We start from the raw sequence: 20,998 nt of genomic DNA, 5'->3' as shown, positions 1-20,998 counted from the left end.
CATGCAATACTCGTGGAAGAATATACCCCGGTATATTCGTTATGTGTTTGTTCAAACGCTTTACCTCTTCCTGCTGATGGTAATGTTCAGGGCGATTTTTTACCTGTTCTTCTTCAAAACTACCATCACGGACCACGCTGCAATCGTGAAAGCCTGGAACCTGGGATTACGCTTCGATATGAGGCTGACCCTTTACCTCATGATCCCCATACTGCTGCTGGCGCTGATTACACGTAACAAATTCTTTACGTCCAAGGCCATACGCAATACCAACTTTATATATTTCTTCCTCGTTTACCTGCTGCTTACCCTGTTGTATATCCTCGACCTGGGGCATTACGACTACCTCGGCCAGCGCCTGGATCCTTCTGTGTTAAGGTTCCTGGCCAAAGGCGAAAGAGCCGATAACGCCCGCATGGTATGGCAAAGTTACCCGGTGGTAAGAGGGGCTTTGGGCATTTTCATCTTCATGTTCCTCGTATATCGCCTGCAGAAGGCTACCTGGAAAAGATTTGCGGCACAACCGGTTATTTATCTCCGCAACTGGCCCTTCACCGGCTACACAATTGCGCTGGTACTGCTTTTTGCCGCCGGTATCTACGCCAATATCGCGTATTTTCCCCTGCGCTGGAGCCAGGCCATGTTCACCCGCGATAATGGGGTAACCAGCCTGGGACTCAATCCCATCCTGTATTTTGCGTCCAACTTATCCGTGAAAGGAGATACCTATAACCTGGAAGCCACTAAAAAATATTATCCAGCTATTGCCAGCTACCTGAAAGTAGACAATGCCAATGCGGATAGCCTGAACTACGTGCGCACCATCGCTGGAGATGCTACCAAACCTAAGCTCAACGTGGTGCTCGTTATGCTGGAATCCACCGGCGCTGCTGTTACCAGCATGTACGGCAATCCAATGCAGGCCACGCCTAATATGAAACGACTGGCCGACAGCGGAGTACTGTTTAAGAATTTTTATGTACCGGCCATCAGCACCGCCAAAACCGTATTTGGCGTGCATACCGGTTTACCAGATATTACTTCCGTGAAAACGGCCAGCCGTCACCCTAAAATGCTGGATCAGCGTATCGTAATGGACCAGTTTAAAGGGTATGATAAATTATACCTGCTGGGCGGAAATACTAATTGGGCCAATATCCGGGCGGTATTTACCAACAACGTGGAAGGCATCCGTATTTATGAAGAAGGCATGTATAAAGCGGCCAAGGCAGATGTATGGGGCGTTTCCGACTACGACCTGATCACCGAAGCCTCCTCCATCTTTAAAGAAGATAATGATAAGAAGCAACCCTTTGTAGCGTTCCTGCAACTGGCAGATAATCACCCGCCCTATACTACAACCAGCGGCGCCGGCGATTTTAAAAAGCTGACAGAGAAAGATATTGATAAGAACACATTCAAAAAATCGGGCTTTGTGTCAATCGATCAGTTCAACGCCCTGCGGTATGAAGACTATAACGTGGGACATCTGATTGATATGGCCCGCAAAGATGGGTATCTTGACAATACGATCTTTATGTTTTTTGGCGATCATAACTGCGTACTCAACCCTTATAGCTTCATGCCATTGCCGGAATATGAACTGGCTACGGGTGGGGTACACGTAACGGCATTCATGTATAGTCCTAAACACCTGGCGCCACAGCAAATCACTACCCCGGGTAGTTTATTGGATGTATATCCTACTATGGCCAAAATGGTGGGCATACCGTATAAAAATTATACACTGGGAGTAGATCTGTTCGATAGCACCCGTGTAAATGATAAATACGTGTTTATGCTGTATCTGCGTAACCAGATGCCTTATTACGCGTTGCTGGGGAATCATTACCTGTATGAGATCAACATGGTGAATAGCACCACCGCATTGTATGATCTGACGACGGACCCGTTGAAAAACATACAGGCACAGCAGCCGGATACCGCAAAAAGCCTCGATAATTTAACACGGAGCTTTTACGAAAGCACCCGATATTTGATGTTTAATAATAAAAAATAGCTTTTAGCTGTTAGCCATTAGCTGTCAGTGTTTCAGTGCTTAATCTGATGTTGAAACGCCAATAGCTATAAACTAACAGTTGGCAGCCAATAGCTAAATGCTTTATGGAAATAGATAAGCTTTGGTTTAAGGATTGGTTTAATTCTCCTTACTATCATTTGTTGTACAATAACCGCGATGATCGGGAAGCTGCTGCTTTTATCGATAAATTGCTGGCTTACCTGCAACCGGCTCCCGATGCTGAAATGCTGGATGTAGCCTGTGGCAGGGGACGACATGCCAAATACCTGGCTGATAAAGGATATTATGCCACTGGTATAGATCTTTCCATTGAAAGTATTAACGCCGCTAAAAAACTGGAAAACGATCACCTGAGCTTTTTTCAACACGATATGCGTTTACCTTTCCGGGTAAATTATTTTGATGTGGTGTTCAATTTCTTCACCAGCTTTGGTTACTTCGAATCACAACGCGATAACGACAACGCATTACGCACCCTCGCCAATGCCCTGAAGCCAGGAGGCAAACTGGTGCTGGACTATCTCAATAGTATTTATGTAGCTGCACACCTGGTACATAATGAAGTGAAAGAGAAGGAACAGGTAGTGTTCGACATCCACCGGGAAGTGAATGACCATAAATTCAGAAAGCAAATCGGTATCCTCGATAAAGAAAAAATGCGTCGCGCTACTTATACAGAAAGCGTAAATGCCTTTACCAGGGAGGATTTTGAGAAGATGTTTGCCAAACAGGGGCTTAAAATAACAGAAATATTCGGCGACTATCACTTTAACAGTTATGATGAGCAGCGTTCGCCACGGCTGATTCTCATTGCTACAAAATCATAGCCATGCTTGAATCGATACTAAAGGAAGATCTCAGGTTATTTCTTCATATAAACGCCCAGTGGCATAATGCTTTCCTCGATGTAGTACTGCCTTTTGTGCGGGAACCATATGTGTGGGCGCCTTTATACCTTTTTCTCGGGCTGTTTGTCACTATTAACTATGGCTGGAAAGGATTGTTCTGGATCCTTTTCTTCCTGTTATGTTTTGGTGTGGCAGATCAAAGCAGCCTGTTTCTGAAAGAAGCGATCGGAAGGGTGCGACCCTGCCGGGATCCGGTGGTGTCGCATTATGCGCGCGTGCTGGTAGTATACTGTCCCATGAGCGGTAGCTTTACTTCCAACCATGCCGCCAATCATTTTGCGCTGGCTACCTTTTGTTTCATAACTTTAAAATCAGCATTTCGCCGGTATGCCTGGTTATTCTTTGCATGGGCCGCTATTATCGGTTATGCACAGATATACGTAGGGGTACACTATCCGCTGGACGTACTGGGTGGTGCGTTGATCGGTATGTTAATCGGCCTGCTCAGCGGTAGTTTCTTTCAACGCCGCATAAGGCTGGAGCCTGAACTCACATCATGAACTGGAACTATCTGATATTAATACTGGCAGCGACTATGGTGGGTGGTATCATACCCATGACCGTAAAGCGTATTCATGCCAATTTCTCTATTTACCTGCTGGCCTTTACAGGGGCCTTCCTGTTTGGGGTGATCATTATGCACCTCCTGCCGGAAGTATACCATGAGCTGGGGCATCAGGCAGGTGTATACATCGTGGCCGGATTTTTCCTGCAGGTATTCCTGCAGCAATTGTCGCATGGCATGGAACATGGCCATACACATGTAGCTACGGAGCAACATCACCATCATATTGCTGTAGCACCGTTGCTGCTGGGGCTTTCCATCCATGCGTTCATGGAAGGGATTCCACTCGGCTTCAAATATGATGATCAGTCAGCACTCCCTTCACTGATGGCGGGTGTGGCGGCGCATAAAATACCGGAAGCATTAACATTGATTACGGTGATGATGCATGCGCATAAAAAGCGGTCGCAACTCTGGCAGATACTGGTGTTTTTTGCACTGGTAACGCCATTGGCGGCTATCCTGGCAGGATGGCTGGGCACCCGTTTTGAAATTGTACAGCATTACCTGTTGTACGTGGTAGCGCTGGTAGTGGGCGCATTTTTACATATTTCTACTACTATTTTTTATGAAAGCGGCACCAAACATCATGAACTCAGCAGGAAAAAGGTGATAGCAATTGCACTGGGGCTGCTTTTGGCATTTCTTACCCTGATATTTGAATAATTTTTTATTTTTAGGCTTTATATATGGAAGTCGTCATTATCCTCATCCTTATTTTATTGAATGGCCTGTTCTCGATGTCCGAGATTGCAATGGTCTCAGCCCGGAAGATCCGTTTGGAAAACCAGGCCAATAAGGGGGATGAAAAAGCAAAAGCCGCACTGAAGCTGGCCAATAATCCGGACACCTTTCTTTCTACCGTGCAAATCGGTATTACCCTGATTGGTATTTTAACGGGTATTTATTCAGGCGAAAACATCAAAACGGATGTGATGGCCTGGCTCAATACATTTCCTGTTATACAACCGTATAGCAGCATTGTAGCTACTGCTATCATTGTAGTGGCTATTACTTATTTCTCTATGGTACTCGGTGAACTGGTACCTAAACGTATTGGTCTGGCTAAACCAGAAGCGATTGCCAAAATTATGGCAAAGCCTATGCAGGTGATTTCCTGGCTTACCTTTCCTTTTATCTGGTTATTGTCCGCCTCCACAACGGTATTGGTAAAACTACTCAACCTGAAATCAGGGGAGTCGCACGTAACGGAAGAAGAAATCAAAGCGATTATCAACGAAGGCACCAATTCCGGCGCCATTGAAGAAACAGAGCAGGAAATCATCGAAAGAGTATTTCACCTCGGCGATCGTAACATCACGTCGTTGATGACTTACCGCAATGATATAACCTGGCTGGATATCAACGAACTGACCGACAACTATCACCAGAAGGTGCATGATAGTTTGCATTCGGTGTACCCCGTTTGCGACGGACAAATAGACAGTATCAAGGGAGTGATCACCATCAAGGATTTGTATTCAGTGGCTGGTAAATCAGTGGCCCTGGCAGATATTATCCGTAAACCGCTTTTTGTTCCGGAGAATAACACCGCTTACCAGGTACTTGAGAAGTTTAAGGAAACCCATTTCCATGCTGCATTTATTGTGGATGAGTATGGTACTTTCCTGGGAATGATTACCCTGAATGATATCCTGGAAGCGATTGTAGGAGACATGCCGGAAACTGCCGAAAGTGATGATTATGAAATGGTGCTGAGAGAAGATGGTACCTGGCTGGTAGATGCCCAGATCCCATTTTATGATTTCCTGGAAGAATTTGATAAAGAAGACTGGATGACCGAATTTGAGCAGGATTTTGATACCCTGGCCGGTTTCATTCTTCATCACCTGGAACATATTCCTCAAACCGGTGAGAAGTTCATCTGGCGCGACTTTACATTTGAAATAGTGGACATGGATGCACATCGTATAGATAAAGTACTGGTCACACCGCCAACACCACAGGAGGAAGAATAGAGCTACACACCCCCAAAAGAAAACCGTAATGACCGCATGCGTAATTACCCGTAATTCGTGCAGTAACGTTGTTATTTATTTGGATAAATCTAGCTTTATACTAATTTTGAGCACTTTTTTACATATACAAATAATTTAATTTAAGATAAAATGGTTGCAATAGGAAGTAAGGCACTGTCGCTGGATGAAGTGAACAGGGTTCTTTTGGGCGGCGAAGAGCTGACATTGGAAACAGCAGCGCTGCAGCAGGTGGAAGCTAGTTTTCTATTCCTTGAGAAATTTTCCGCAAAGAAACTGATATATGGTATTAATACTGGTTTTGGTCCGATGGCCCAGTATCGTATCAGTGATGAAGATACCTTCCAGTTGCAGTTTAACCTGATCCGCAGCCATAGCTCCGGCACCGGTAAATGTATGTCGCCTTTGCATACCAAGGCTTTGATGATTGCCCGTTTGAGCAGCTTTATGCAGGCCCATTCCGGTGTTCATCCGGAAGTAGTGCACCTGCTGAAAGACCTGATTAATAAAAACGTATATCCTTGTGTGTTTGAACATGGTGGCGTGGGTGCCAGCGGTGATCTTGTACAGTTGGCTCACCTGGCGCTGGTGTTGATTGGTGAAGGAGAAGTATGGTATGAAGATAAATTTCAACCTACCGCAGAAGTATTTGCCAAACTGAATCTAAAGCCGATCGGTATCCATGTGAGAGAAGGACTGGCCATTATCAATGGTACGTCTGCCATGACCGGTGTAGGCCTGGTGAACCTTATTGAAGCGAAAAAACTGCTGGGATGGTCTGTGGTATTGTCTGCCATGATCAATGAAATAGTAGAAGCTTTCGATGACCATCTTTCTGCAGAACTCAATGCCGTGAAAAAGCATGAAGGACAACAGCAGATTGCAGCTAAAATGCGTGAAATCCTGACGGGCAGCAAAATGGTGCGCCATCGTCCGGATCACTTATATAAAGAACTGGAAGAAGAAATTTTTAAAGATAAAGTACAGGAATATTATTCCCTGCGCTGCGTACCACAGATCCTGGGTCCCGTATATGATACGCTGGCACAGGCAGAAAAACTGGTAGTACAGGAATTGAATTCTGTAAGCGACAACCCGGTAGTAGATCATCACCTGGAAAATGTTTTCCATGGCGGAAACTTCCATGGTGATTATGTCTCACTGGAAATGGACAAAATAAAAATTGCCATTACCAAACTATCTATGCTGGCGGAAAGACAATTGAACTACCTGTTAAATGATAAATTGAATCACAAGTTCCCGCCGTTTATGAACCTGGGAAAACTTGGCTTCAATTTTGGAATGCAGGGCGTTCAGTTTACAGCTACATCAACAGTGGCGGAGAACCAGACATTATCATTCCCAATGTATGTGCATAGTATTCCGAATAACAATGACAACCAGGATATTGTGAGCATGGGATGTAATGCGGCTATCATGACCAGCAAGGTGATAGAAAATACCTTCCAGGTATTGGCTATACAGGTAATGACGATGTTACAGGCGGTAGACTACCTGAATTGCCAGGATCGTTTGGCGGGCTTCTCTCATAAAGTATACGGGGAAGTAAGGGCGATATTCCCTAAATTTATTGAGGATAGCCCCCGTTATAAAGACCTGCAGAAAATTCAGACTTACCTGAAAAACAATATGCCCATAGCATTTTAAAACAGGTCTGTATTTGTAAACCGTAATTCGTAATTCAATGAAATGTGCATTAGTAACAGGTGGGTCCAGGGGAATAGGTAGGGCAGTTTGTATAAAAATGGCCGAAGCAGGTTATCACATCCTCATCAACTACAAAGGCAATGAAGCGGCCGCACTGGAAACGCTGGAGGCGATAAAAGCCAAAGGTGGTACCGGTGAACTGTTACCATTTAATGTGGGAGATGCCGCAGAAGTACAGCAGGTGCTCGGCGGATGGGTTGAAAATAATAAAGATCAGCAGATAGAAGTCCTGGTGAATAATGCAGGTATTCGCGAAGATTCCCTGATGTTCTGGATGAATGAAGCGCAGTGGGGAAATGTATTGAACATCAGTTTGAATGGCTTCTTTAATGTTACCAAGCAGGTGTTGAATAGCATGTTATTAAAACGTTATGGACGTATTATCAACATGGTATCTTTATCTGGTATTAAAGGGTTGCCGGGTCAAACCAATTATTCTGCTGCCAAAGCAGGCGTAATTGGCGCTACCAAAGCCCTGGCACAGGAAGTAGCCAAGAGAGGCGTTACCGTAAATGCGATTGCGCCGGGATTTATTAAAACAGATATGACAGCCGAACTCAATGAAAAAGAACTGGCTGCACAGGTACCGATGAATCGTTTTGGTACCCCGGAAGAGGTGGCGGAAGCCGTTGCCTTCCTTGCTTCCCGGGCAGCGGGTTATATTACGGGAGAGGTATTGAATATTAATGGAGGATTGCATACTTAGCTGTTAGTTATTAGCAGTTAGCTATCAGTAAATGCACCGAAGACCAACATATGACCACCTTCGCTGCATTTGCTGATAGCTAACTGCTAATAGCTAATAGCTAACAAAAGCTACAAGCTTATGAATAGAGTAGTGATCACTGGAATGGGAATCTACTCTTGCATTGGAAAAGATATGCAGGAAGTCAGAGATTCATTGTATCAGGGCAAATCTGGCATTGTGCTGGATCCGGAGAGAAAAACTTTTGGTTACCGGTCAGGATTAACCGGTTTTATAGAAAGACCTGAGCTCAAGGGGGTATTAGACCGCCGGGCCAGGCTCATGATGCCTGAGCAGGCCGAGTTTGCCTATATGGCCACCCGTGAAGCCCTGGCACAGTCAGGCATCACACCGGAATACATCGATGCTACGCCCATCGGGCTTTTATATGGTAACGACAGCTCTGCAAAACCAGTGGTGGAAGCCAATGACATTATGCGGGCTAAAAAAGATACGATGCTGGTAGGTTCCGGTTCTGTTTTTCAGACCATGAACTCTACCGTGAATATGAACCTGGCCACCATTTTCAAGCTCCGGGGGGTGAACTTTTCTGTGAGTGCGGCCTGTGCCAGCGGTTCTCATGCCATTGGTATGGGATATATGTTTATCCGCAACGGGATGCAGGATGCTGTGATCTGCGGTGGCGCCCAGGAAGTAAATGTGTATGCGATGGGAAACTTTGATGCTATTGCGGCATTTTCTATCCGGGAAAATGATCCTACAAAAGCATCAAGACCATTTGACCGTGATCGTGACGGCCTCGTGCCCAGCGGTGGCGCAGCTACCGTGATCCTCGAAAGCCTGGAATCAGCCCAACGCAGGGGAGCCACCATTTTAGGAGAAGTACTGGGATATGGTTTCTCTTCCAATGGCGCGCACATCTCCAACCCAACGGTAGACGGCCCTGTTCGGTCACTGGAAATAGCCCTCAAAGACGCCGGATTGCAACCCGGCGATATCGAATATATCAATGCACACGCCACCTCCACAGTGGCAGGGGATGCCAGCGAAGCCAAAGCGATTCATGAAGTATTTGGCGCGTCCAGACCCTATGTGAGCTCCACAAAATCTATGACCGGCCACGAATGCTGGATGGCAGGCGCCAGCGAAATTGTTTATTCCATGCTCATGATGCAGGACGGCTTTATTGCTCCCAACATCAACCTGGATAACCCCGATGAAGATGCTGCCAGGCTGAATATTGTAACCAGTACGATTAATAAAAATTTTAATATATTTTTGTCGAACTCTTTCGGTTTTGGAGGTACAAACTCATCTCTTATTGTAAGGAGGTGGAACGGACAGTAAATATTCTTAACTTTGGCACCTGGATCAGGATCGTTAGACCAACTAAGATGTAAAACCAAATTTTAAAACGAACCTATATCTGATTTCGCACTTTATGGACATTAATAAGATAATAGCTGTTACAAATACGTTTCTGGTGGAGGAGTTTGAAGCGACCCCTGAGTTAATCAAGCCCGAAGCAAATATGAAATCCACACTGGATCTTGACAGTCTGGACTATATCGATATGGTGGTAGTAATAGAAGATAACTTCGGGTTTAAAGTTAATCCGGAAGACTTCCAGGCTATCATCACTTTCCAGGACTTCTACGATTACGTAGCTGCGCGTGTTCAACAAAAAGAACTGGTGTAATGCCCTCCTGGCAAGGAAAGTCAAAAGGAAGCAAGTTTGGATATAGTTGTTTTGTTTTCCTGCTGAAGCATGGAGGAGTAATGCCGGCATATCTGTTGCTCAGGTTCGTGGCTTTCTATTTCTTCGCATTTTCCTGGAGTTCCTCAAAACCTCTCTACGAATATTTCCGTACAAAAATTGGATACGGCAGGTGGCGCACGCTATTGAGCCTTTATCGTAATTACCATGTGTTTGGGCAAACCCTGATCGACAAGGTAGTGGTAATGGCCGGTATCCGTAATAAATTCACCTTTGAATTTGAGGGTGAACACTACCTGCGTGAAATGATTGCCGGTGGTAAAGGCGGCATCTTGCTGAGTGCCCACCTGGGCAACTGGGAAGTAGCCGGACACCTGTTTAAACGCCTGCAAACCCGTATTAATATCGTAATGTTTGATGGCGAACACCAACGGATCAAGGATTACCTGTCTGGCGTTACCGGCGACCGCAACATGAATATAATCGTCATTAAAGACGACCTGTCACATATCTACGCTATTAATGAAGCGCTGAATAACCAGGAAATGGTATGCATGCACGCCGATCGTTTTCTGCCCGGCAATAAAACGACTACCACGTCTTTTTTAGGCCAGGATGCCCGTTTTCCTGTAGGCCCTTTCCTATTGGCCGCTACCTTCCGGGTACCGGTTTCTGTAGTGTTTGCCTTCAAAGAGTCCACAACCCATTACCATTTTTACGCCACCGAGCCCCGGCAATATCACGGTCGCCGCAACCAGGGAGTGGAAAGTTCGCTCCAGGATTTTGTGCGTGAGGTGGAAGAAAAAGTACAGCGCTATCCTGTACAATGGTTTAATTATTACGATTTTTGGGAATAATCCGTGTTTTTACTGTTCATAATTTCGTATAATTCTATTTATTTCGTGTTTCATATTTAATAATAACTTGTGCAGATGTTTATTCATACCGATGATATAACCGCATATATACCGCAGCGTACGCCTATTGTGATGATTAGTGGAATCCTGGAAGTCAATGGTCCGCTAACCCGCACGGGTCTTCATATTGCTCCGGATAATATTTTTGTGGAAAATGGTGTACTCACGGCTCCCGGTCTGATGGAAAATATCGCGCAAACCGCTGCGGCCCGCGTTGGCTATATCGCCAAACAGGAAAACAGCCCTGTTCCCCTGGGATTTATTGGCGCTGTGAAAGACCTGGAAATCCTGGAACTCCCGCCAGCAGGACAAATGATTGAAACCACCACGGAAATAGGTGGTGAAGTATTTAATGCTACCATGGTAACTGGCAAAGTGATGTTTGAAGGCCGTATCATGGCACAATGTGAAATGAAAATCTTTATCAATCCCATAATATAAATTAACATGAACTGTAGAAAATTTATCGTCCTTCCCCTGATGGTTTTAAGCATGTTCGCAACGGAAGCCCATGCGCAGAAACTGAAAAACTTTCTGGAAAATAAAGACTCATCGTTTACCTACCTGGGAGCGGACTTTACCCAGGCCAGGCTGATTGGCGATGCCGCAGCTAAAACGGATGCCATCGTGAGCCATGACCTGACCGCTATTAATCAGGCCATCGTGAACGAACAGAAGAAATATGATATCCCGGGCGCTTTTCATCGTGATAAGTATAATACCAGTATCACGGTAGTGAATAAACGTAATGAAGCTATTAACCCGGAAACGCTTAAGTCTGATGAATCTGCTGATTTTGAAAGACTGAAAGCTGAAGATATCACCAAATTGGTAAAAGGCTACGATTTATCCGGCAAACATGGTATTGGCTTCTTAATCGTAGTAGAAGCACTGAACAAAACTGCCAAAAGCGCGGCCATGTGGATAACCCTGATCGACATGGATCGTAAAAACGTGTTGATGACAGAACGTTATGTAGGTAAAGCCAACAAAATTTCCTTCGGATGGCGCAATTACTGGATGGCTACCTTTAAAGATGTACTCGACGACGTAAACGATGACTACAGCAAGCTGAAAACTAAATATGCGGATGCTAAAGACGCAGAAGAAGAAAAGCCTGTAGAAGTAAAGAAAGAAGCTAAAACCGGCGTAGCCGCTAAAGAAACAAAGAAACCAGCTAAGAAGAAAGGATAATGACAACACTCACTACATGCACCAACATACTGATCAGGTTTAATGAGGCAGATCCGCTGGGAATAGTATGGCACGGGCATTATGTGCAGTATTTCGAAGACGGTAGGGAAGCTTTCGGTGAAAAATACGGCTTACGTTACCTGGATATTTTTGAACAAGGATATACGGTACCGGTTGTAAACATACAATGCGATTACAAACGCTCCCTGCGTTACGGCGATAGGGTAGTAGTAGAAACCAGGTATGTGGATGATATGGCCGCCAAAATAAAATTTGAATACATTCTTACCAATCCGGCAACGGGTGAAATAGTGGCAAAAGGCTCTTCCGTTCAGGTATTCCTGGATAAAGAAACTTCTTCACTGCAACTGATCACCCCTCCTTTTTTCACGGAGTGGAAAAAAGCTAACGGATTGGTATCATGATGGGTAATATGCAACAGGTATATGTAGTAGCGGATAATATTGTGGGGCCTTTAGGCGGTACTACCCGGGAAAATTTTGACCAGGTGTTACAAGGCAACAGTGGCATAAGACTGCATGATGATGCAGCTTATGCCGCTGCTGCGTTTTACGGCGCTATGATGGCTCCTGGCCAGCTGGATACCTATACCGCTGCGTATAACGTAACCGGGTATACGACATTTGAAAAATTACTGGTCGCATCCATCCAGGATGCCCTGCAACAAACCGGTATTTCTTTGACAGATAGTCGTACCGGCCTGCTGGTATCCACTACCAAAGGAAATATAGCCTTGCTGGAACAACAGCCGGCAGGAGCATCGCTACCACTGGCCGACATGCAATTGTATGCTACTGCTGTAAAAGTAGCCGCTCATTTCAATGCCGCTAACCAGCCCCTGGTGATCAGCAGTGCCTGTATCTCCGGACTGGTGGCGATTTTAACCGGTAAACGACTCATTGAATCCGGACGCTACGACCATGTGGTAGTCACCGGTGCAGATGTACTGACCCGCTTTGTATTATCCGGGTTCCAGTCGTTCCAGGCAGTTAGTTCCCAACCCTGCAAACCCTTCGATGTCAACCGTAGTGGGGTCACACTGGGAGAAGGCGCTGCCACGGTTGTTCTCAGCAACCACCACCACAACGCTGCGTTTTCATTGGGCGCCGGTGCCATCAGCAACGATGCCAATCATATTTCAGGACCTTCCCGTACCGGTGAAGAACTGGCTGCAGTGATGCAACTGGCCATAAAAGGAAGCGGTTTGACCAACGCCGACATCGGATTTGTATCGGCCCACGGTACGGCTACCCTGTATAACGATGAAATGGAAGCAAAAGCATTGCATCATGCCGGTTTACAGCACACGCCGGTGAATAGCCTCAAAGGATATTACGGCCACACCCTTGGTGCCGCCGGACTCATTGAAGCCATCATCAGCATGCAGGCGATGAAAGCCGGCGTAATATTGCCAACAAAAGGATATGAAAACTCCGGCGTCAGTATGCCGGTTAATGTGAATAACACCCTGCTGCATATGCCATCTGCCCACTTACTGAAAACAGTATCAGGTTTTGGTGGATGTAATGCAGCCATGGTCTTTAATCTTAACAGCTAAACAAGTTATTGTCGTGTTTAATAAAGAAACAAAAACAGCACTGGAAGCAAAAGAAGCAGCACTGCGCCTGGCATTTGCCCCCGTTGCTTTCCAGGCTACCAGGGCATTGCGTGATATGGGTATTTTAACTGCAGTGAGTAATAGTCGCTCTGCAGGTATCACCATTGAAGAAATCATGGAGCAAACCAACATGTCGCGTTATGCAGTAAGAGTATTGCTGGAAGCAGGTTTAGGAATGGAACTGGTGATCGTAAATGATAAACGCTATACCCTTACCAAAACCGGCTACTTTATTTTACACGATCAGCTCACCCGTATTAACATGGACTTTTCACAGGATATCTGCTACAAAGGCATGAACCACCTGCAGGAAAGCCTGAGAGAAGGGAAACCGGCGGGGTTACGTGAACTCGGTCCCTGGGATACCATCTATCCCGGTTTGTCATTACTACCACCGGAAATAGGTAAAAGCTGGTTCGACTTCGACCACTACTATTCTGATCTGGCCACTCCGGAAGCGTTGAATATCGTTTTTGAAAAACATCCGAAGCGCCTGCTGGATATCGGTGGCAACACTGGTAAATGGGCGCTTGCCTGCACCGCCAAAGATCCGGATGTAGAAGTGACCATCTTTGACTTACCAGGTCAGGCCGGCCTGGCGCAACAAAAAATGAAAGATGCCGGTGTAGAGAACCGCGTACATTTTCATATTGCCAACATCCTGCATGAGGAAATCCCTTTCCCTAAAGGCTTTGATGCCATCTGGATGAGCCAGTTCCTCGACTGTTTCTCTGAAGCAGAAATTGTATCTATCCTGAAACGTTGCCGTGAAGCGCTCAACGAAGACGGTATTGTATATATCCTGGAACCTTTCTGGAACCGCCAGCAGTTTAAATCTGCCGCTTTCTGCCTGCAGCAGACGTCCCTTTATTTTACCGCGATGGCCAATGGTAACAGCCAGATGTATCATACCGATGATTTCTTCCAATGCATTGAAGATGCCGGTTTACAGATCATCGAAGAAAATAACCAGATGGGTATGAATTATACATTGCTGAAATGTAAAAAGAAGTAAAAGCTTTTAATCATATAATCTACAACTCCCAAAAATCGATCTTTTATGAAAACTGAGCAAGTTGATGTATTGGTAATAGGAGCAGGTCCGGCAGGAACAGTAGCTGCTTCTATTATTCATCAGGCAGGATACAAAGTTAAAATCGTGGAAAAGCAAAAATTTCCCCGTTTTGTCATTGGCGAAAGCCTGTTGCCCCGCAGTATGGACGCATTACAGGAAGCGGGTTTCATTGATGCCATCAAAGCAAAAGGTTTTCAGCAGAAGTTCGGTGCGAAATTCGTGAAAAACAACGCCGTGTGCGATTTCACTTTCGAGGAGCAATATACCCCCGGTTGGACCTGGACATGGCAGGTAACCCGTGCCGATTTCGATAAAACATTAGCCGATACTGTAGAAAGCATGGGCGTTCCCGTGGCATACGAAACAACGGTAACGGATATACGCTTTAATGGATCTGATTCTGTCACTACTGTAGAAGATAAGGACGGCAACAAATCTGAGATAGAAGCAAGGTTTATAGTGGATGGCAGTGGTTATGGCCGGGTGATTCCCAGGCTGTTTAACCTGGAGAAAAACTCCAATTTGCAGCCCCGTAAAGCGCTGTTTGCCCACACGGTGGATGTACGCCGTTCAATGGCGGATGAACCTAACCGTATTACTGCAGTAGTGCATAAAAAAGGTGTGTGGATCTGGATTATTCCTTTTGCTACCGGTGTTACCTCCCTCGGTTTTGTAGGAGATCCGGAATTTTTTGAACAATATCCTGGCAACGACGAAGAAAAGTATCGTGCCTTGCTGGAAGCAGAACCCTATACCAGGGAGCGTTTCCGCGATGTGGAACTGGTATTCGAGCCCCGCATATTACAGTCCTGGTCGGCTACCACCGATAAATTTTATGGAGATGGATTTGTGCTGACCGGCAACGTAACAGAATTTCTCGACCCGATTTTCTCTTCTGGCGTAACTTTGGCCTGTGTGTCGGCACAAACAGCCGCCAAACTGGTGATTAAAAAACTCAAAGGAGAAGCAGTAGACTGGGAGAAAGAATACATGGAACCTACTATGCAGGGCGTCAACACTTTCCGCTCTTATGTAATGGCCTGGTACGAAGGTACCCTGGATACCATTTTCTTTAAGAAAGATGCAGATCCGTTGATTAAAGGACAAATTTGCTCTGTATTGGCTGGTTATGTGTGGGATATGAGCAATCCATATGTAAAAAATCATGACACCGCTTTAAAGCGGCTGGCCAGAACAATAGAATTAACAGAAAAATTAAAAAGTAATTCACCCATTGAATAGGGAGTCGGCATACATTACAGGTAGTTGTATCATTCGCCAGCACCAGGTATTCCTGAATGGCGAATGTATATGGGAAGCAGGGCAGGAGCTGGAGTTACCGGATTTTCTGCGGGCAGGATACGACCATTTTTCCGGTCAGTATCCTAAATTTCATAAAATGGATGCCCTCAGCAAATTAGGCTGGTTAGCTGCAGAAGTATTACTGAAAGACACGGCAATATCGCAGTTGTCGCCGGAACAGGTAGGCATGGTATTGTCTAACCGCAGCAGTAGCCTGGACACAGATCTGCGCTATTACGCCACGGTGAAAGAATTTGCCAGCCCGGCACTGTTCGTGTATACGCTGCCTAACATTGTAATGGGGGAAATAGCGATACGGCACGGTTTTAAAGGAGAGAATACTTTTTTTGTATCAGATACTTTTGATACCGCACTGATGAGTACCTATCCGGCGCAGTTGCTGGCTACTACACCTTTGCAGGCCTGCATTTGTGGCTGGGTAGAGGTAATGGAACAACAATACGAGGTAGTTTTATTCCTCGTGGAAAATACACCGCATGACAAAGCGCAGCCCTTAACGGCTGCAGCTTTGCAGGCATTATATCAACAGAAAAACAGTTAATAACTTTAATCAAATTACAGTGGAAAAGTTGATGGCGGATCTGAAAGCGCAGATCATTGAACAATTGAACTTGCAGGAGATAACCCCGGAAAGCATCGGCGACGACCAGGTGCTGTTTTCTAAAGAAGGCCTGGGGCTGGATTCTATTGATGCGCTGGAACTGATTGTATTGCTGCAACAGCATTATAATATCCGCATTGCCAATCCGGAAGAAGGACCAAAAATCTTCCAGTCTGTTCGCACCATGGCAGCATACATTACTGCACAGCAAACCGTAAAGGCATGAGTGAAAAGGTGTGGATAGCAGGTGGTGGGGTGATCAGTGGTATAGGCCTGGATCTGAAGGCCTGTTTGCAATCGTTCCGGGATATGCAGCCTGGAATGGCAGCCATGCAATACCTGTCGTCTGCACATCGCGGCACCTTTCCGGTGGCGGAAGTGAAGGCAGATAATGCCACGCTGGCTGACATGGCCCGCATGCCTGAGCAGATCAGTCGTACCGCTTTGCTGAGCATGATTGCCGCCCGTGAGGCGTGGCAGTCCAGCGGATTGGGCGATATCTCCCGCTATCGCGTGGGATTTGTTTCCGGCAATACCGTTGGTGGTATGGATAAAACGGAAGATTTCTTCCCGGAATTCCTCGCTAATCCACGGGGTGGCCGCCTGCACCAGGTAGTGCACCATGAATGCGGCAGCATTACTGAACTGGTGGCCGATATGCTGGGTATCCGGCATCATGTGTCTACCATCAGTACGGCCTGCTCTTCCGGTGCCAACGCACTGATGTATGGCTCCCGCCTCATCCGCAATAACATGGTGGATGTAGTGATTGCCGGTGGTACAGATGCACTCACCCGCTTTACACTGAATGGATTTAATACACTGATGATCCTGGATCAGCAGCCTTGCCGCCCTTTTGATGATACCCGTACCGGGTTGAATCTTGGAGAAGGTGCGGGTTATGTGGTGCTGGTATCAGATAGCCTGGCTGCCCAGTTGCAGCCATGGTGCCGTTTGAGTGGCTTTGCCAACGCCAACGACGCATACCATCAAACAGCCTCCTCTCCTGATGGAACGGGTAACTACCTGGCCATGAAGGGAGCGCTGGATATGAGTGGTTTGCAACCACAGCAAATTGGTTATATCAATTTGCACGGCACTGGCACACAGAATAATGATGTATCCGAAGGGATTGCCATCAACCGGCTCTTTGCGCCACATTTTCCGGCCATGAGCTCCACCAAATCGTTCACCGGCCATACGCTGGGCGCCAGCGGTGGAATAGAAGCTGTTTTCTCTGCCCTCGCGGTAAAGGAAGGCATCATTTATCCCAACGCACGCTTTGAACACCAGATGAAGGAATTGCCTTTTGCGCCGGCTACCAGTTATTCCGCCGGGCACGACCTGCAACATGTAATGTCCAACTCTTTTGGTTTTGGTGGCAACTGCTCAAGCCTGATTTTTTCAAGAGCATAAAGCTAAAAGCATAAAGCAAAAAGCGTATGCTTTCAGAAATACCGGAAGCAAAAACACTACGGAGAACATAAATACTAACAGCTAACCGCTAAAAGCTAATAGCTACATGAATATCTACATAAACGGCACCGGTTGTATATCTCCGCAGGAAACTGCGCAGGGAGGCCCTTTGCTGGCTACTCCCCGGGAATACGAGCAGGTTCGCCTGTCTACCGTAGATCCGGATTATAAACAATGGATTGATGTGAAGCAGATCCGCCGCATGAGCCGTGTGGTGAAAATGGGTGTAGGTGCTGCAAATCTCAGCCTGGAAGCTGCCGGCGTTACTACTCCGGATGCCATCATCACGGGTACTGCCTATGGCTGCCTCGATGATACCGGCGTGTTTTTAACAAAGATGGTGAACCAGCAGGAAGAAATGCTGACACCTACTGCTTTTATACAGAGTACCCACAACACCGTAGCCGGACAAATAGCCCTGCTGCTGAGTTGCAATGGTTATAACAATACATTCGTGCATCGCGGCTTTTCATTTGAAAACGCATTGCAGGATGCCATCATGATTTTGAAAGAAGGCTCCGCCAAACATATCCTGGCGGGTGGTGTAGACGAAATTACCAACTATAGCCATGCCTTGTTATCGCGTTTTGGTCTGTATAAAAAGGCACCGGTGAAAACAATGGAAGTGCTTAACAGTCCCAGTACCGGTACCATTGCCGGCGAAGGTGCTGCCTTTTTTACACTGGGCATCACCAAAGATCCCGGTACTGTAGCAGAACTCACAGGTGTGAGCACCTTGTACAAACCGCTGTGGGAAGGAGAAGTGATTGGCCATATCATGAAATTCCTGGAAGAGCATTACTGTACCCCTGCAGATATTGACCTGATTGTTACCGGCAGAAACGGAGACATAGACCAGGATGAAATTTATGAAGAAGTAGCTGCAGCACTATTCCCGGACCATGCAGAAGCCTGTTTTAAGCACCTCTGTGGCGAATACCCAACAGCCGCAGGCTTTGGCGTATGGATGGCCAACGGCATCATTGCAGAACAAGCGGTACCCGAGGCGGCTGAGTTTTATGGAAAGGCGCCGAAAAAAATAAATAAAGTATTAGTGTATAACCATCATCAGGGAACACACCACTCATTGGTATTGCTCACGGCATGTTAAACAATAAAGTAATAAATATCGCCGCAATCTTTAGTCTCCTGGTACTCCTGTTCCTGGATAAGTACCTGGCGCTTCCCATTCCCTTCTGGGCATATGGATTGCCACTGCTTATTTTTCTGCCACCCACTATTCACGGCGCGATGAATATAGAAGCCGGATTTTTTATGAAAGTGTGGTGTAAGGCAGATACTACAGAAAAAGTGGTGGCGCTTTCTTTTGATGACGGACCTGATGCTATCTATACCCCGCAAATATTGGATATCCTGCAACAGCAGGAAGTGCCTGCGGCATTTTTTTGTATAGGGAAGAATATCAGGGGCAATGAGCACTTACTGAAACGAATATACGCAGATGGTCATGTAATCGGTAATCATACTTATTCTCATGATTTCTGGTTTGATATGAAACTATCGGGCAATATGCTCACGGATATGCAGCAGATGGATGCGGTAACGGTACACGCTACCGGCCTTACGCCGCGGCTGTTTCGCCCACCCTATGGGGTTACCAATCCGAACCTGGCAAGGGCGGTAAAAGCAGGTAATTATCTGCCGGTAGGCTGGAATATCCGCTCCCTGGACACCGTTGCCAAAGATGAAACAGAACTGCTGAACCGTATACTGGAACGGCTTACACCCGGCGCTGTTATTTTACTGCATGATACCCGTAAAATAACCGCCGATATATTACCACAGCTCATTCAAGGTATCCGTCAACAGGGATATCAATTGGAAAGAATCGATAAAATGTTAAAAGTGCGTGCATATGTGTAAATGGATATTAATTTTTATGTGTGCCGTTATCAGCCTGCAAGCACAGGCCCAAACCGGTTTTAAGCCAGTGGCAGACATCACGCCGCTGAAACAGCAGTTTGCAAAGGCGGCACAAAACACACAAAGCATCCAATGTGATTTTGTGCAGGAAAAAAACCTGAGCATGCTGTCGGATAAAATAGTGTCCAAAGGGAAATTCTGGTTTAAGAAAGATAATAAAGTAAGAATGGAATATCTCCAGCCTTCTTACTACCTGCTGGTCATCAACGGAAAAGATATCCGTATTAAAGATGCACAGAAGGAAAATAAAGTATCAGGGAAAAGTAATAAGCTGTTTGAGCAGATTAATAAAATTACGGTCGACTGCGTACGTGGCACCGTACTGGACAACGCCGACTTCACCACCAAAGCCACTGAAAACACCCAGTATTACCGCTTGGAACTGACACCGGTAAATAAAGTGATGAAAGAATATTTTAAGTCGATTGTGCTGCTGGTAGATAAACAGGATTATTCTGTATCGAAAATTACGATGGCTGAATCTTCCGGTGATGATACCACCATCAGCTTTTTACATAAACAATTGAACACAAACATCCTGGATGCGGTATTTTCTGCTAAGTAGCCTGTTGGGGCTTGCCCTGTTCACAAACGGATGCCGGTCGGTATATAAGGGGTTAAAGCCGGTAGCAGGCGATGTGAATTGTATCCGTCAGTTCAGCCCGCAGTTTAATGCTACGCTTTACAGCACACAGGTCGATATTTTAAAGCATCACCTGAGTGGGCTCCTGTTCTTCAAACAAATGCCGGACAGCAGCACCCGCGTGGTGTTTGCCAACGAAATGGGATTTAAGTTCTTTGATTTTGAATTTGATAAACAGGGCAATTTCACCAAACACTTTCTGCTGGCCAAAATGGACAAGAAAGCCGTGGTAAAAACGCTGAAGCAAGACTTTGCACTGGTGCTGTTGCACCCTGATTTACAGGCGGCACATATGGCAGCGGATAGCCGTTACCGTTATGTGGTAGTACCTACCGGAAAAGGGAACAACTACTATATTACCGATACCGCCTGTACCCAACTGGTACGCATAGAGAAATCTTCTAAACGCAAGCCGGCTGTAACCGTGTGGATGCAGCATTACAACAACGGTGTACCGGATACTATCAATATCCGTCATGAACATTTCAAATTCAATATCTCTTTACAGAAAGTGGAGAAATAAC

Annotated in this window: 23 protein-coding genes; all 23 read left to right on the top strand. The window is 46.0% G+C overall.

Annotated elements, in window-relative coordinates; all coding sequences use genetic code 11:
- Position 1 precedes the first annotated feature (1 nt).
- The 23 genes from J7623_RS03610 to J7623_RS03500 all read left to right on the top strand — a co-directional run bounded on the left by J7623_RS03610 (position 2) and on the right by J7623_RS03500 (position 20,997).
- On the top strand, positions 2-2,020 hold the full coding sequence (locus tag J7623_RS03610; protein ID WP_291917232.1) for an LTA synthase family protein: 2,019 nt from the start codon (positions 2-4) through the stop codon (positions 2,018-2,020).
- 104 nt (positions 2,021-2,124) lie between these two features.
- Positions 2,125-2,868 carry a class I SAM-dependent methyltransferase gene (locus tag J7623_RS03605; protein WP_291917230.1) on the top strand — a complete coding sequence of 248 codons (744 nt, stop codon included), beginning with the start codon at positions 2,125-2,127 and terminating at the stop codon, positions 2,866-2,868.
- 2 nt (positions 2,869-2,870) lie between these two features.
- A complete protein-coding gene (locus J7623_RS03600) occupies positions 2,871-3,449 on the top strand; it encodes a phosphatase PAP2 family protein (RefSeq protein ID WP_291917229.1) in 579 nt (192 codons plus the stop codon).
- On the top strand, positions 3,446-4,180 hold the full coding sequence (locus J7623_RS03595) for a ZIP family metal transporter (protein ID WP_291917227.1): 735 nt from the start codon (positions 3,446-3,448) through the stop codon (positions 4,178-4,180). Before J7623_RS03600 ends, J7623_RS03595 begins: the two co-directional genes overlap by 4 nt.
- 23 nt (positions 4,181-4,203) lie before the next feature.
- Positions 4,204-5,493 (top strand): hemolysin family protein, encoded by a 1,290-nt coding sequence (locus J7623_RS03590; RefSeq protein WP_291917225.1) that lies wholly within the window; start codon positions 4,204-4,206, stop codon positions 5,491-5,493.
- Between the two features lie 150 nt (positions 5,494-5,643).
- Complete coding sequence (locus J7623_RS03585; protein ID WP_291917223.1) at positions 5,644-7,179, top strand: histidine ammonia-lyase; 1,536 nt, start codon at positions 5,644-5,646, stop codon at positions 7,177-7,179.
- A 37-nt stretch (positions 7,180-7,216) separates the two neighbouring features.
- Positions 7,217-7,945, top strand: coding sequence for a 3-oxoacyl-ACP reductase FabG (gene fabG, locus J7623_RS03580; protein WP_291917221.1), 729 nt, complete (start codon positions 7,217-7,219; stop codon positions 7,943-7,945).
- 120 nt (positions 7,946-8,065) lie between these two features.
- Positions 8,066-9,292, top strand: coding sequence for a beta-ketoacyl-[acyl-carrier-protein] synthase family protein (locus J7623_RS03575; protein WP_291917219.1), 1,227 nt, complete (start codon positions 8,066-8,068; stop codon positions 9,290-9,292).
- A gap of 94 nt (positions 9,293-9,386) precedes the next feature.
- Complete coding sequence (locus J7623_RS03570; RefSeq protein ID WP_291917218.1) at positions 9,387-9,644, top strand: phosphopantetheine-binding protein; 258 nt, start codon at positions 9,387-9,389, stop codon at positions 9,642-9,644.
- Positions 9,644-10,519 carry a lipid A biosynthesis acyltransferase gene (locus J7623_RS03565; protein ID WP_291917217.1) on the top strand — a complete coding sequence of 292 codons (876 nt, stop codon included), beginning with the start codon at positions 9,644-9,646 and terminating at the stop codon, positions 10,517-10,519. Before J7623_RS03570 ends, J7623_RS03565 begins: the two co-directional genes overlap by 1 nt.
- A gap of 75 nt (positions 10,520-10,594) precedes the next feature.
- The gene (locus J7623_RS03560) at positions 10,595-11,020 is read left to right on the top strand and encodes a 3-hydroxyacyl-ACP dehydratase (protein WP_291917216.1); all 426 of its coding nucleotides are present in this window, start codon (positions 10,595-10,597) and stop codon (positions 11,018-11,020) included.
- A gap of 6 nt (positions 11,021-11,026) precedes the next feature.
- On the top strand, positions 11,027-11,773 hold the full coding sequence (locus tag J7623_RS03555) for a hypothetical protein (RefSeq protein ID WP_291917214.1): 747 nt from the start codon (positions 11,027-11,029) through the stop codon (positions 11,771-11,773).
- Positions 11,773-12,198 (top strand): acyl-CoA thioesterase, encoded by a 426-nt coding sequence (locus tag J7623_RS03550; protein ID WP_291917212.1) that lies wholly within the window; start codon positions 11,773-11,775, stop codon positions 12,196-12,198. Before J7623_RS03555 ends, J7623_RS03550 begins: the two co-directional genes overlap by 1 nt.
- Complete coding sequence (locus J7623_RS03545; protein ID WP_291917210.1) at positions 12,195-13,352, top strand: beta-ketoacyl synthase N-terminal-like domain-containing protein; 1,158 nt, start codon at positions 12,195-12,197, stop codon at positions 13,350-13,352. Before J7623_RS03550 ends, J7623_RS03545 begins: the two co-directional genes overlap by 4 nt.
- Before the next feature lie 13 nt (positions 13,353-13,365).
- Positions 13,366-14,427, top strand: a complete 1,062-nt coding sequence (locus J7623_RS03540; protein ID WP_291917207.1) for a class I SAM-dependent methyltransferase — start codon at positions 13,366-13,368, stop codon at positions 14,425-14,427.
- A gap of 45 nt (positions 14,428-14,472) precedes the next feature.
- A complete protein-coding gene (locus J7623_RS03535) occupies positions 14,473-15,729 on the top strand; it encodes an NAD(P)/FAD-dependent oxidoreductase (RefSeq protein WP_291917205.1) in 1,257 nt (418 codons plus the stop codon).
- Entirely contained in the window at positions 15,722-16,351 is a 630-nt protein-coding gene (locus J7623_RS03530; RefSeq protein WP_291917203.1) for a beta-ketoacyl synthase N-terminal-like domain-containing protein, read from the top strand. Before J7623_RS03535 ends, J7623_RS03530 begins: the two co-directional genes overlap by 8 nt.
- A 19-nt stretch (positions 16,352-16,370) precedes the next feature.
- Positions 16,371-16,637 carry a phosphopantetheine-binding protein gene (locus J7623_RS03525; protein ID WP_291917201.1) on the top strand — a complete coding sequence of 89 codons (267 nt, stop codon included), beginning with the start codon at positions 16,371-16,373 and terminating at the stop codon, positions 16,635-16,637.
- On the top strand, positions 16,634-17,827 hold the full coding sequence (locus J7623_RS03520; protein ID WP_291917199.1) for a beta-ketoacyl-[acyl-carrier-protein] synthase family protein: 1,194 nt from the start codon (positions 16,634-16,636) through the stop codon (positions 17,825-17,827). Before J7623_RS03525 ends, J7623_RS03520 begins: the two co-directional genes overlap by 4 nt.
- Positions 17,828-17,933: 106 nt before the next feature.
- On the top strand, positions 17,934-18,998 hold the full coding sequence (locus tag J7623_RS03515) for a beta-ketoacyl synthase N-terminal-like domain-containing protein (RefSeq protein WP_291917197.1): 1,065 nt from the start codon (positions 17,934-17,936) through the stop codon (positions 18,996-18,998).
- A complete protein-coding gene (locus J7623_RS03510) occupies positions 18,992-19,771 on the top strand; it encodes a polysaccharide deacetylase family protein (RefSeq protein ID WP_291917195.1) in 780 nt (259 codons plus the stop codon). Before J7623_RS03515 ends, J7623_RS03510 begins: the two co-directional genes overlap by 7 nt.
- On the top strand, positions 19,764-20,396 hold the full coding sequence (locus J7623_RS03505; RefSeq protein ID WP_291917193.1) for an outer membrane lipoprotein carrier protein LolA: 633 nt from the start codon (positions 19,764-19,766) through the stop codon (positions 20,394-20,396). Before J7623_RS03510 ends, J7623_RS03505 begins: the two co-directional genes overlap by 8 nt.
- Positions 20,374-20,997: a hypothetical protein gene (locus J7623_RS03500; protein ID WP_291917191.1), complete on the top strand. Its 624-nt coding sequence runs from the start codon at positions 20,374-20,376 to the stop codon at positions 20,995-20,997. The genes J7623_RS03505 and J7623_RS03500 overlap by 23 nt, the downstream gene beginning before the upstream one ends.
- Position 20,998 lies beyond the last annotated feature (1 nt).

The organism is Chitinophaga sp. (genome assembly GCF_017745275.1).
Lineage (GTDB): Bacteria > Bacteroidota > Bacteroidia > Chitinophagales > Chitinophagaceae > Chitinophaga.
The sequence above is the reverse complement of the archived record's forward strand: the minus strand, read 5'-3'. Positions and strand labels throughout refer to the sequence as shown.

Excerpts from the sequence above, each read along its gene's own strand:
- J7623_RS03600 (WP_291917229.1), top strand. The coding sequence starts at position 2,871 with ATGCTTGAATCGATACTAAAGGAAGATCTCAGGTTATTTCTTCATATA.
- J7623_RS03565 (WP_291917217.1), top strand. The coding sequence starts at position 9,644 with ATGCCCTCCTGGCAAGGAAAGTCAAAAGGAAGCAAGTTTGGATATAGT.
- J7623_RS03605 (WP_291917230.1), top strand. The coding sequence starts at position 2,125 with ATGGAAATAGATAAGCTTTGGTTTAAGGATTGGTTTAATTCTCCTTAC.
- J7623_RS03520 (WP_291917199.1), top strand. The coding sequence starts at position 16,634 with ATGAGTGAAAAGGTGTGGATAGCAGGTGGTGGGGTGATCAGTGGTATA.
- J7623_RS03535 (WP_291917205.1), top strand. The coding sequence starts at position 14,473 with ATGAAAACTGAGCAAGTTGATGTATTGGTAATAGGAGCAGGTCCGGCA.
- J7623_RS03505 (WP_291917193.1), top strand. The coding sequence starts at position 19,764 with ATGTGTAAATGGATATTAATTTTTATGTGTGCCGTTATCAGCCTGCAA.
- J7623_RS03575 (WP_291917219.1), top strand. The coding sequence starts at position 8,066 with ATGAATAGAGTAGTGATCACTGGAATGGGAATCTACTCTTGCATTGGA.
- J7623_RS03595 (WP_291917227.1), top strand. The coding sequence starts at position 3,446 with ATGAACTGGAACTATCTGATATTAATACTGGCAGCGACTATGGTGGGT.
- J7623_RS03570 (WP_291917218.1), top strand. The coding sequence starts at position 9,387 with ATGGACATTAATAAGATAATAGCTGTTACAAATACGTTTCTGGTGGAG.
- J7623_RS03515 (WP_291917197.1), top strand. The coding sequence starts at position 17,934 with ATGAATATCTACATAAACGGCACCGGTTGTATATCTCCGCAGGAAACT.
- fabG (WP_291917221.1), top strand. The coding sequence starts at position 7,217 with ATGAAATGTGCATTAGTAACAGGTGGGTCCAGGGGAATAGGTAGGGCA.
- J7623_RS03590 (WP_291917225.1), top strand. The coding sequence starts at position 4,204 with ATGGAAGTCGTCATTATCCTCATCCTTATTTTATTGAATGGCCTGTTC.
- J7623_RS03550 (WP_291917212.1), top strand. The coding sequence starts at position 11,773 with ATGACAACACTCACTACATGCACCAACATACTGATCAGGTTTAATGAG.
- J7623_RS03560 (WP_291917216.1), top strand. The coding sequence starts at position 10,595 with ATGTTTATTCATACCGATGATATAACCGCATATATACCGCAGCGTACG.
- J7623_RS03510 (WP_291917195.1), top strand. The coding sequence starts at position 18,992 with ATGTTAAACAATAAAGTAATAAATATCGCCGCAATCTTTAGTCTCCTG.
- J7623_RS03610 (WP_291917232.1), top strand. The coding sequence starts at position 2 with ATGCAATACTCGTGGAAGAATATACCCCGGTATATTCGTTATGTGTTT.
- J7623_RS03545 (WP_291917210.1), top strand. The coding sequence starts at position 12,195 with ATGATGGGTAATATGCAACAGGTATATGTAGTAGCGGATAATATTGTG.
- J7623_RS03500 (WP_291917191.1), top strand. The coding sequence starts at position 20,374 with ATGCGGTATTTTCTGCTAAGTAGCCTGTTGGGGCTTGCCCTGTTCACA.
- J7623_RS03585 (WP_291917223.1), top strand. The coding sequence starts at position 5,644 with ATGGTTGCAATAGGAAGTAAGGCACTGTCGCTGGATGAAGTGAACAGG.
- J7623_RS03555 (WP_291917214.1), top strand. The coding sequence starts at position 11,027 with ATGAACTGTAGAAAATTTATCGTCCTTCCCCTGATGGTTTTAAGCATG.